Genomic DNA, 10442 nt, shown 5'->3' on the forward strand with positions numbered 1-10442 from the left:
CGCGGCGGTTCCCTCGGCGGCGAGCCGTTCGAAGCGGAAGAGGTCGACGTCCTCGGCCGCGGCGGCGAGGCGGTAGCCGCCCGGCGCGGAGCCGACGGCCCCGGCGCCGAGGGCCCGGCGCAGGCGGGCGACGAGGGCCTGGAGCGCGGCTCCGGGGTCCTCGGGGGCGGTGGTGTCGTCCGCCCACACCCGGTCGGCGAGGGCGGCGGCCCCGACGGGCCGTCCCCCGGCGGTGGCGAGGGCCGCGAAGAGGGCGGCGAGTCGGGCGCCGCGCACGGGACCCTCCGTGCCGTCGGCGCGGCGGGCGCGGCCGGGACCCAGGACACGGTAGGTGGGCTGCACCGCCCCATTCTGCCCCGCCCCGCCACCGGGCCCACCGGGCCGCACGCCATGCCCGCCCCCCGGGTGGCACGAATCAGCGCAGCGCCGCCCCCGGCCCGCACGGGCTCCGCGCCGCGCCCCCGCCGCCCGGCCCCCACCGGCTCCGCGCCGAGCCGCCGGCTCGGGTGGCACGCCCGGCGCCGCGACCCCGCAGCCCGGCCCGTACCGGCTCCACGCCGCCCACGCGCGCCCGGGTGAAACGGGTGACACGGGCCGCGGCTTCACGCCCGACGCCCGGGTGGCACGCCCCTGCTTCAGACCCACCCACGTGCGCGCCCGACCGGCACGGCCTGGCCTCACGCCCGACGCCCGACTGGCACCCGTCCGGCCTCACCCGACGCCCGACGCCCGACGCTCGGGTGGCACGCCCCGGCTTCAAGCCCGCCCACGCGCGCGCCCGACCGGCACCGCCCGGATCCCCGCCCGGCGTTCCGCCCGAACCGGCTCCCTCCGCGCCCCCGCACGGCCCGTACCGCGCCTCATGCCGGCGCGCCCCGGTCGCCGCCGTCGGCCTCGCGCGCCTCCGGCCGCAGGGCCGTGCGCGGTGCGCCACGCCGTGTCGCAGCCATGGCGTCGGCGGGGTGCGGGTTCGACAATGGGGGGGATGACCGATGACGATCCGCGTGCGCGCGATGGCGGGATCGGGCCCGCCGAGTGGCTCGCCATGAACCGGACCGGCAGCTTCGACTGGGATCTCGACACGGGCACCATCGATGTCGACGCGTCCGGGCTGCTGGTCTTCGGTGTGCCCCCGGACCGCTTCGACGGGCGGCCGACGACCCTGGTCGCGCGGCTCGACCCGGCGGAGCGGATGCGGCTGGACCACGTGGTGCGGACGGCGGTGACCGGCGGCCACGCCTCGTACAGCACGCACTTCCCGATCCCGCAGGACGACGGGACACCCCATTGGACGCACGTGCTGGCACGGATCCTGCGCGACGGGGACGGGCGGGCGCACCGGATCGTGGGGGCGGTGCGGGACACCACGGCCGAGGTGTCGCACGCGGCCTTCGTGCAGCAGCTGGAGAAGCGCCGCGAGATGCAGACGAGCATCGTCGAGCGGACCACGCACGCGCTGTCGCGGGCGGTGACGGTGGACGACGTGACGGCGTCGCTGACCGGGCCCGGCGGGCTGGCGCGGCTCGGGGCGGACGGCCTGGCGCTCGGTCTGGTCGAGAACGGTTCGCTGAACGTGATCGCGCTGAGCGGGGACTCCCTGGACGTGCTGGACGGGCTGCGCACGCGGCGGCTGGACCGGGGGCTGCCGCTGGCGGAGGCGGTGCTGAGCGGCCGGCCCCGGTTCGTGTCCTCGTTCGCCTCGCTGGGGCGGGACTTCCCGGAGCTGGCGCCGTATCTGGACCACCTGCCGTTCCGCGCGGCGTGCTATCTGCCGCTGGTGGCACAGGCGCGTTCGCTGGGCGGCATGGCGCTGTTCTACCGGGGCCGGACGGCCTTCACCGCCGACGAGCGGAACCTGGCGCTGGGGCTCGCCGCGATCGTCGCCCAGTCGCTCCAGCGGGCGATCCTCTTCGACGAGGAGCGGGAGCTGGCCACCGGACTCCAGGAGACCATGCTGCCGCGCCGGATCCCGGCGATCTCCGGCGGGGAGATCGCGGTCCGCTACCACGCGGCGTGGAGCGGCCGGCAGGTCGGCGGGGACTGGTACGACGTGATCGCGCTGCCGCGCGGCCGGGTCGGGATCGTCGTCGGCGACGTGCAGGGCCACGACACCCACGCGGCGGCCATCATGGGCCAGCTGCGGATCGCGCTGCGGGCGTACGCGGGTGAGGGCCACGCCCCGTCGACGGTGCTGGCCCGGGCCTCCCGCTTCCTGGCCGAGCTGGACACCAACCGCTTCGCGACCTGCACCTACGCCCAGGTGGACCTGGCGAGCGGCACGGTGCGGGCGGTGCGGGCCGGGCACCTGGGGCCGCTGATCCGGCACACCGACGGGCGGGTGGGGCAGCCGAAGCTGCGCGGCGGGATGCCGCTGGGGCTGGCCACCGTCTTCGGCGAGGAGGAGTTCCCGGAGACCCGGCTCGACCTGGTGCCGGGCGAGACGCTGGTGCTGTGCACGGACGGGCTCGTCGAGCAGCCGGGCACCGACATCGAGGCGGGGCTCGCGGCGCTTTCGGACGCGGTGAGCAGCGGCCCTCCGCAGGCGGAGGCGATGGCCGACCACCTGTCGGAGCGGCTGTGGGAGCGGTGGGGCTCGGGCGACGACGTGGCGCTCCTCGTGCTGCGGCGCAGCCCGGACCCGGGGACGCAGCGGGCGCCGCGCATCCACCAGTACATCCACCAGGCCGACCCGCAGGGCCTGTCGGACGCGCGGGCGGCCGTGGGGCAGGCGCTGCGGGACTGGGGGATGTCCGAACTCGCCGACGACGCCGAGCTGTTGACGGGCGAGCTGCTGGTGAACGTGCTGCTGCACACCGAGGGCGGCGCGGTCCTCACCCTGGAGGTGCTGCCCGAGCCGGTGCGGCGGGTGCGGCTCTCCGTGCAGGACCGGTCGAGCGCCTGGCCCCGGCGGCGCACCCCGGGCGAGGCGGCGACCTCGGGCCGGGGGCTGCTCCTCATGGACGCGCTGGCCTCGCGCTGGGGGGTGGAGCCGCGCGGCGAGGGCAAGGCGGTGTGGTGCGAGATCGGCCCGGCGCCGGTGGGCGCGGACCTGCCGGGCCCGGGCGGCTGAGGAGCGGGTCGTGGACCCGGTGGCGGCGCTGAACCGGATCGCGTTCCTGCTGGAGCGCGGAGGCGCTCCGGCGTACCGGGCGAAGGCCTTCCGCACGGCCGCGGCGGCGGTGGGGGCGCTGCCGGAGGGCGAGGCGGAGCGCCGGGCGGCGGCGGGCACCCTGGAGTCCCTGAAGGGGGTGGGGCCGAAGACGGCGGCGGTGGTGCGGGAGGCCCTGGAGGGCCGGGTGCCGGACTATCTGGCCGGTCTGGAGCGGGAGCTGACGGACTCCCTAGACGTGGAGCCGGAGGAGCCGGACCGCGGGCGGGAGCTGCGGGCGGCGCTCCGGGGCGACTGCCACCTCCATTCGGACTGGTCGGACGGCGGCGCGTCGATCGAGGCGATGGGGCGGGCGGCGATCGGACTGGGCCACGACTGGGCGGTGCTGACGGACCATTCGCCGCGGTTGACGGTGGCCCGCGGCCTGTCGCCGGAGCGGTTGAGGGAGCAGCTGGACGTGGTGGCGGAGCTGAACGAGGACTGGGCGCCCTTCCGGCTGCTCACCGGCATCGAGTGCGACATCCTCGACGACGGCTCCCTGGACCAGGAGCCGGACCTCCTGGACCGGCTGGACCTGGTGGTGGGCTCGGTCCACTCGAAACTGCGGATGGACGCGCGGGCGATGACCCGGCGGATGGAGAACGCGGTACGGAACCCGCTGATGGACGTGCTCGGCCACTGCACCGGCCGGCTGGTCGCGGGCGGGCGGCTGCGGCCGGAGTCGGAGTTCGACGCGGAGCGGGTCTTCGCCGCGTGCGCGGGGTCGGGCACCGCGGTGGAGGTCAACAGCCGTCCGGAGCGGCTCGACCCGCCGCGCCGGCTGCTGCGGCGGGCGGTGGAGGCGGGCGTGCTCTTCGCCGTCGACACGGACGCGCACGCGCCCGGCCAGCTCGCCTGGCAGCTCCTCGGCTGCGCGCGGGCCGAGGAGTGCGGCGTACCGGCCGAGCGGGTGATCAACACGTGGGACGCGGACCGGCTGCAGGCCTGGGCGCGGGAAAAGTCGGGGCGACCCGGGCGCCGGCGGTCGTGACGTCCGCCGGGGCCGCGGGCCGGGGTCGGGCGGGCCGCCGTGACCCGGTGGCCGTCCTGGACGTCCGACGGGCCGCGGGCGGGGTCAGGCGCGCTGCCAGACCGTGGTGGCGTTGCAGAACTCCTTGATGCCGTGGCCGGACAGCTCGCGGCCGTAGCCCGAGCGCTTGATCCCGCCGAAGGGCAGCGCCGGGTGGGAGGCGGTCATGCCGTTGACGAACACTCCGCCGGCCTGGAGGTCGCGGACGAAGAAGTCGACGTCCTCGTCGCGGCGGGTCCACACGTTGGAACTCAGGCCGAACGGCGAGTCGTTGGCGACGGCCACCGCCTCCTCCGCGTCCCGCACCGCATAGACGGTGGCGACGGGGCCGAAGGTCTCCTCCTGGTGGATCCGCATGGCGGGGGTGATGCCGGTGAGGACGGTGGGCCGGTAGTACCAGCCGCGGGCGAGCTCCGGCTCCTCGGGGCGGCGGCCGCCGCACAGCACCGTCGCGCCGAGGCGGACCGCGTCGTCGACGAGTTCCTCCAGGTCGGCGCGGCCCTTCTCGGTGGCGAGCGGGCCGACGTCGGTGGCCTCGTCGAGGGGGTCGCCGACGGTGAGGGCGTTCATGGCGGCGGTGAAGCGTTCGGTGAAGTCCTCGTACACGTCCTCGTGGACGAGGAACCGCTTGGCGGCGATGCAGGACTGGCCGTTGTTCTGCACGCGTGCCGTGACGGCGGTCTTCACGGCCCGCACGATGTCCGCGGAGGGCATCACGATGTACGGGTCGCTGCCGCCGAGCTCCAGGACGGTCTTCTTGACGACGTCCCCGGCGACGGCGGCGACGGCCCGGCCGGCGGGCTCGCTGCCGGTGAGGGTGGCGGCGGCCACCCGGGGGTCGCGCAGGACGCCCTCGACCTCGCCGGAGCCGATGAGGAGGGTCTGGAAGCAGCCGTCGGGGTAGCCGGCGCGGCGGAAGAGGTCGCCGAGGTAGAGGGCGGTCCTGGGCACGTTGGAGGCGTGCTTGAGGAGTCCGGTGTTGCCGGCCATGAGGGCGGGGGCGGCGAACCGGATCACCTGCCAGAGGGGGAAGTTCCACGGCATCACGGCGAGGACCGGGCCGAGCGGCCGGTAGTGGACGCGGGCCCGGTCGGCGCCGGAGTCCCGGACGTCGCTCTCGGCCGGGTGCTCGTCGGCGAGCAGCTCCTCGGCGTGCTTGGCGTACCAGCGCATGGCCTTGGCGCACTTGCCCGCCTCGGCGCGGGAGGCCGTGAGCGGCTTGCCCATCTCCAGCGTCATGGTGCGGGCGATGTCCTCGGTGTCCTCGTCGAGGAGGGTGGCGGCGGCGCGCAGCAGCCGGGCCCGCTCGGCGAAGGGGGTCGTGCGCCAGTGGCGGAACGCCTCGTGGGCGGCCGCGATCCGCCGCTCCACCTCTTCCGGTCCGTGCGCGTCGTAGGTGCGCAGCGTCTCGCCGGTGGCGGGGTTCACCGTGGCGATGGCCATGGCCTTCTCCTCATGCGTCGGCCCCCACGGGAAACCTCCCGCTTCCGGGGCCGGGACGCAAGGGGGACGGGTGCGGTGGGGTGACGCACGCGCGCGCGTGGCTCAGCCGAGGAGCCAGGCGAGTGCCCCGTCGAGGTGGCCGAGGAAGGCGGGGTCGCGGTACGCCTCGGGGGCGTGACCGAGGGCGGTGAAGAGGAAGCGGCCACGGTCGACGGTCCGGCACCAGGCGATCGGGTGGTCGTCGCCGAGCGTGCCGCCCTCGTACGCGCTCTCGTCGGCGCGCAGCAGGACGTGGACGCCCGCGGCGCGCGGGTGGGAGGTGTACTCGTACCACTCGTCCGTCCACTCCCAGCGGGGCGGCAGCGGGGCGGCGGCGGGGTGGCGGGCGTCCTCGACGAGGACGGCGCCGGGCTGGAGCGGGGGGTGGCCGGCGAAGCGGGTGCCGAGGAGTTCGCCGTAGAAGGGCCAATCGGGTTCGGCGTTGGCCGCCGCGTGGACGGCGAGCAGCGCGCCCCCGCCGCGGAGGTACGCCTCCAGGGCCGTGCGGCCCTCCGGGGTGAGGACGGTCCCGGTGGTGGAGAGCAGGACGACGAGCGCCCGCCCGTCGAGCCCCGCCCCGTGGAAGGCGGCCGGGTCCCCGGTGGTATCGGCGGTGAGCCCGCGCCCGGCGGCGAGCCCGGCGAGCGCGGCGGCCCCGTCGGGGATGGAGGCGTGCCGGTACCCGGCGGTGCGGGTGTAGAGGAGGACGTCGGCGGTGGGCAAGGGGTGCTCCTGGGGCGGGGTGGGGCGGGAGGGTCAGGTGAGGCCGGGTCGAGTCGGGTCGGGTCGGGTGGGTTCGGCGCGGGTCGCGGGGGCGGAGGTTCGTTGCGGGGCTCGGACCGTGGCGGCGGGGTGCGGCGGCATCGGCAGACGGCGCCGGTCACGGGGCGGCGAGTTCGACGTGGGGGCGGGATCGGCGGACAGTGCGGGTTCGGCATGGGTGGCGGGATCGACGGGGCGCGGGCGGGTGGCGGGTTCGACGGGGCGGGCGATGCGGCGCGGGAGACCGTAGCAAGCGCTTTCTCCTTCTCCGCGTGACCGTAGCCAGGGAAAACCCCGCGCCGCAAGAGCGTCGGCTCGGGCAGACTCGCCGCATGACGACGACTTCCGCATCCCACCCCTCCCCCGCCGCGCTCCATGACACGGCCCGGCGGGCGTTGGCGCACGTGGAGGCCCGTGCGTCGGGGGCGCCGGTGGACCCGGAGTTGCGCGTGACGCTCAACTTCCACCCGCACTTCCTGGACCGGCTGGCCGAGGAGGGCGTGTACCGCTCGCAGTTCGTGACCGGCACCGGCAACGGCGGGCTCACGGCCCGGCCCGGCGGCGACCGCTGGCAGTGGGAGAGCCGGATCTTCGGCGGCGTGTACGACGACGCGCCCGCGCACGAGCGGCCGGTCTACGGCGCGCTGGACTTCCGTCGCCGCCCGTACGGCGCCGCACCCCGCTTCGGCTCCGCCCACCTGCGGCTGACGCCGGAGGCCACCGCCCGCACCAGCTTCTGCTACCCCGACAGCTTCCTGGAGCCCACGGACTTCGGGGTCGCGTCCCGGATGGCGCTGGTGGCGCTGGCGGAGGCGGACGGGGCCGACCCGCTGGACGACTACGTCGAGGCGCAGGTGCACGGGCCGGTCGAGCTCGCGCGGGACGTGGAGGCGCTGGTCCTGGACCCCAGCCACCGGGGCACCGAGGTCGAGGAGGCGGCCCGGCGCCTGCCGTGCCCGGTCGAGTGGCACGGCGGCTTCCGGCTCACCGCCGCCGAGCTGCGCCGCCACCCGGACTTCCGCGGCCCCGAGTACGTCGAGCTGGGCGCCCGCATCGCCGTCGACGGCCTGCTGGACCCGCGGATCGTCCAGGAGGCGTCCCTGTCGGGGGCGTACGACCCGCAGGACGTCAAGCGGGTCTGGCACTACCTGGCCCGCTTCGGCGCGCCCACCGTCTGACCGGGCCGGCGGCCCGGGAGGCGTGCGTCAGCCGAGGAGCCGGCCGGGCACCGGGTGCTCGACGGCTCCGCCGGAGCCGTCCGGCTCCACCCGGTGGAGCCTGGCCTCCGCCCGGCGGGTCACCACGTCCACGGGCCGGCCCCCGTCGAAGAGGGCGCCCACGCCGTCCTCCACGGCCCAGCCGGGCGGCAGCGCCCCGGAGGCCACGGCGGCCCGGTAGGAGGGGCGGCGGCCCGGCTCGCCGTCGTAGTGGGGGCAGACCGAGCCCGGCAGGAGCCCCAGCCCGTCGGGGAGGTCGGTGAGCGGACCGAAGGAGTCGGTGTGCGAGCCCTCGGCCCAGCAGTTGGCGCCCGCGCTGATGCCGCAGAGCAGGGTGCCGCGCCCCAGGGCCTCGCGCAGGAGGCGGTCGAGGCCGTGCGCGCGCCAGACCGCGAGCAGGTTCGCGGTGTTGCCGCCCCCGACGTAGACGACGTCCTGGGCGAGGAGGAAGGCGCGCAGGGCCCGGTCGTCGGCCTCCCGCCGGAAGAGGGAGAGCACCGAGGGCTCGCAGGCGCGCGGCCGGAAGGCGGCGAGGAACCGCTCGACGTAGCCGGGGGCGTCGCCGCTCGCGGTGGGGACGAAGCACACCCGGGGCCGCGCCACGCGCGCGTGGCTCAGCACCCAGTCGTCCAGGAGCCCGTCGTCCTCGGTGGAGAACCCTCCGCCGAGCAGGGCCAGTCGGGACTCGGGCGGGGAGGTCACGGGCCGGCTCCTTCGTACGGGTACGCGCGCGTGGCGCCCACCCTGCCCGGTGATGGCGCCCGACTCCAGGGGATTGCGCGCCGCGCACGGGAGTCGACCGCCTCCGGCGCGCAGGATGCGTTGATGAACCGGATACACCGCTGTATCTTTTCGCTCGCCGCGCACCCTCCTCCGCATCCCCTGGAGTCGCCATGAGCACCGTGCCGCCCGCCCTCGCCGCCGCTGTGGGACCCCTGCCCGACGGAGTGGAGCTGCCGCTCCCGCCGACCTTCGAGAGCGTCGAGGAGGAGCGCCGGTACCGCAAGGAGCAGCTCGCGGCCGGGTTCCGCATCTTCGGCCGGTTCGGCTTCTCCGAGGGGGTCGCCGGGCACATCACGGTCCGCGACCCGGGCGACCCGGAGGCCTTCTGGGTCAACCCCTTCGGCATGAGCTTCAGCCAGATCAAGGCGTCCGACCTGATCCTCGTGGACCACGAGGGGCGGGTCCTGGAGGGACGCCGGCCGGTGAACCGGGCCGCGTTCGTCATCCACTCGCGGGTGCACGCGGCCCGGCCCGACGCGGTCGCGGCGGCGCACTCGCACTCGCTGCACGGGAAGGCGTTCTCCAGCCTGGGCGTCCCGCTCGACCCGATCACCCAGGACGCCTGCGCGTTCTTCGAGGACCACGGGATCTACGACGACTACCGGGGCGTGGTCAACGAGACGGAGGAGGGCGAGCGGGTCGCGAAGGCGCTCGGCGACCACAAGGCGGTGATCCTGAAGAACCACGGGCTGCTGACGGTGGGCCACTCCGTCGCCGAGGCGGTCTGGTGGTTCGTCACCATGGAGCGGTCCTGCCAGGCGCAGCTGCTCGCCATGGCGGCCGGCACCCCGCAGCTCATCGACCGGGAGACGGCGCTGCTCACCCGGGGGCAGGTCGGCGGGCACCTGGCCGGCTGGTTCCAGGCCAGGCCGCTGTGGGATCAGATCGTGGCGTCCGACCCGGACCTCTTCGACTGAGACGGCGGCGCGGGGCGGGTCGAGACCTCCAGCAGCGGGGGCAGGAACTCCCGCTCCAGGTCGCCCGGCGGGAGCGCCTCCGGCTCCACGTAGCTCTGCGCGAGGCCGCCCTCGCGCAGGGCGATGAGGAGCCGGGCGAACCGGTCGGCGTCCACGGTCAGTTCGCGGCCCGCCCGGCGCAGCACGAGGGTGAGGCCGCGGGCGATCTCGGCCCGCAGCCGCTCGTCGTGCCGGGCCAGCACCCAGGCGGCCTGCGGGTCGCGGATGGCGTGCAGGGTGAACTCGGTGGTGACGAGGTACCAGTCGCGCTCGTCCGGCTCGATCGTGGCGGCCAGCTCCGCGAGCCGCGTGAGGGTGTACTCCTCGGCGCCGAGGGCGTCGATGGACGCGGCGAGCCGGGCCACGGTCCGCTCGCTGTGCTCGTCGAAGAGGGCGAGGAAGAGCTCTTCCTTGCTCGCGAAGTTCGAGTAGTAGGCGCCCCGCGTGTAGCCCGCGCGCTCACAGACCTGCTCGATGGTGGTGGCGTGGAAGCCGTGCTCGGCGAAGACCTCCAGCGCGGCCTTCAGGAGCGCCGCCCGAGTGCGCGGCCGCCGCTTCGTGACGCCCTTCGGCACGTCCGCCTCCCCAGTCCGTCCGGCGCCGCGCCCCGCGCCGCCGGCGCCCAGCCTACCCGCGTGCGGCGCCCCGGCCCCAGGCTTCGGCGCCGGGCGGTCCCGGGCCCCGGCGGATAAAATTCACGCATGGGAGAGCGGCCGGTCGCGCCCGCCGCACCCGGCCTGGTCCTTCTCGTCGACGGAGTCACGACGAGGATGGACCCGGGCCGCGTCTATCGGGTCGGGCGCGATCCCACCAGCGACATCGTGCTCGTCGACGCCCGGGCGTCCTGGCACCACGCGGTGCTCCGCGCCGCGGGCGGCCAGTGGACGCTCGCGGACGAGGACAGCACCAACGGCACCTACGCGGACGGCGTGCGGGTGCGGCTTCCCCGGGTCGTCGGCCCGGGCACGGTCGTCCGCTTCGGCCACCCGGAGGACGGCCCCCGCGCGGTCCTCAGCAGCCCACCGGGCGGCCCCGGGGCCGCCGCGCCGGGCCGCCCGGGATCA

At 76.1% G+C, this 10442-nt stretch carries 10 protein-coding genes; 5 read left to right on the forward strand and 5 right to left on the reverse strand.

What is annotated here, in order from left to right:
• Window positions 1-342: AfsR/SARP family transcriptional regulator (locus tag IE321_RS39010; protein ID WP_190226409.1), on the reverse strand; the 342-nt coding region annotated here is incomplete at its 3' end.
• 643 nt (window positions 343-985) lie between these two features.
• On the opposite strand from IE321_RS39010, the gene IE321_RS39015 reads away from it, so the two are divergent.
• Both IE321_RS39015 and IE321_RS39020 read left to right on the forward strand, forming a co-directional pair.
• Entirely contained in the window at window positions 986-3070 is a 2085-nt protein-coding gene (locus IE321_RS39015) for a SpoIIE family protein phosphatase (RefSeq protein ID WP_190226410.1), read from the forward strand.
• 10 nt (window positions 3071-3080) lie between these two features.
• Window positions 3081-4139 carry a PHP domain-containing protein gene (locus IE321_RS39020; protein WP_190226411.1) on the forward strand — a complete coding sequence of 353 codons (1059 nt, stop codon included), beginning with the start codon at window positions 3081-3083 and terminating at the stop codon, window positions 4137-4139.
• 84 nt (window positions 4140-4223) lie between these two features.
• On the opposite strand, the gene IE321_RS39025 is transcribed toward IE321_RS39020, so the two are convergent.
• Together IE321_RS39025 and IE321_RS39030 are read right to left on the reverse strand one after the other, a co-directional pair.
• Window positions 4224-5621: an NADP-dependent succinic semialdehyde dehydrogenase gene (locus IE321_RS39025; RefSeq protein WP_190226412.1), complete on the reverse strand. Its 1398-nt coding sequence runs from the start codon at window positions 5619-5621 to the stop codon at window positions 4224-4226.
• 102 nt (window positions 5622-5723) lie between these two features.
• On the reverse strand, window positions 5724-6383 hold the full coding sequence (locus tag IE321_RS39030; RefSeq protein ID WP_190226413.1) for a ThuA domain-containing protein: 660 nt from the start codon (window positions 6381-6383) through the stop codon (window positions 5724-5726).
• Between the two features lie 371 nt (window positions 6384-6754).
• On the opposite strand from IE321_RS39030, the gene IE321_RS39035 reads away from it, so the two are divergent.
• Entirely contained in the window at window positions 6755-7600 is an 846-nt protein-coding gene (locus IE321_RS39035) for a DUF3626 domain-containing protein (RefSeq protein ID WP_190226414.1), read from the forward strand.
• 27 nt (window positions 7601-7627) lie between these two features.
• On the opposite strand, the gene IE321_RS39040 is transcribed toward IE321_RS39035, so the two are convergent.
• Complete coding sequence (locus IE321_RS39040; RefSeq protein ID WP_190226415.1) at window positions 7628-8341, reverse strand: Type 1 glutamine amidotransferase-like domain-containing protein; 714 nt, start codon at window positions 8339-8341, stop codon at window positions 7628-7630.
• A gap of 191 nt (window positions 8342-8532) precedes the next feature.
• Between IE321_RS39040 and IE321_RS39045 the strand changes: the two genes are divergently transcribed.
• Window positions 8533-9339: a class II aldolase/adducin family protein gene (locus tag IE321_RS39045; RefSeq protein ID WP_190226416.1), complete on the forward strand. Its 807-nt coding sequence runs from the start codon at window positions 8533-8535 to the stop codon at window positions 9337-9339.
• Here IE321_RS39045 and IE321_RS39050 read toward each other — a convergent pair.
• Window positions 9303-9953, reverse strand: a complete 651-nt coding sequence (locus IE321_RS39050; RefSeq protein ID WP_190226417.1) for a TetR/AcrR family transcriptional regulator — start codon at window positions 9951-9953, stop codon at window positions 9303-9305. The two genes, IE321_RS39045 and IE321_RS39050, sit on opposite strands and share 37 nt — an antisense overlap.
• A gap of 126 nt (window positions 9954-10079) precedes the next feature.
• On the opposite strand from IE321_RS39050, the gene IE321_RS39055 reads away from it, so the two are divergent.
• A partial coding sequence (locus IE321_RS39055; protein WP_190226418.1) for an FHA domain-containing protein occupies window positions 10080-10442 on the forward strand: 363 nt, incomplete at its 3' end.

Source organism: Streptomyces hydrogenans, from assembly GCF_014656075.1.
Lineage (GTDB): Bacteria > Actinomycetota > Actinomycetes > Streptomycetales > Streptomycetaceae > Streptomyces > Streptomyces hydrogenans.

Excerpts from the sequence above, each read along its gene's own strand:
- IE321_RS39015 (WP_190226410.1), top strand. The coding sequence starts at position 986 with ATGACCGATGACGATCCGCGTGCGCGCGATGGCGGGATCGGGCCCGCC.
- IE321_RS39025 (WP_190226412.1), bottom strand. The coding sequence starts at position 5,621 with ATGGCCATCGCCACGGTGAACCCCGCCACCGGCGAGACGCTGCGCACC.
- IE321_RS39035 (WP_190226414.1), top strand. The coding sequence starts at position 6,755 with ATGACGACGACTTCCGCATCCCACCCCTCCCCCGCCGCGCTCCATGAC.
- IE321_RS39045 (WP_190226416.1), top strand. The coding sequence starts at position 8,533 with ATGAGCACCGTGCCGCCCGCCCTCGCCGCCGCTGTGGGACCCCTGCCC.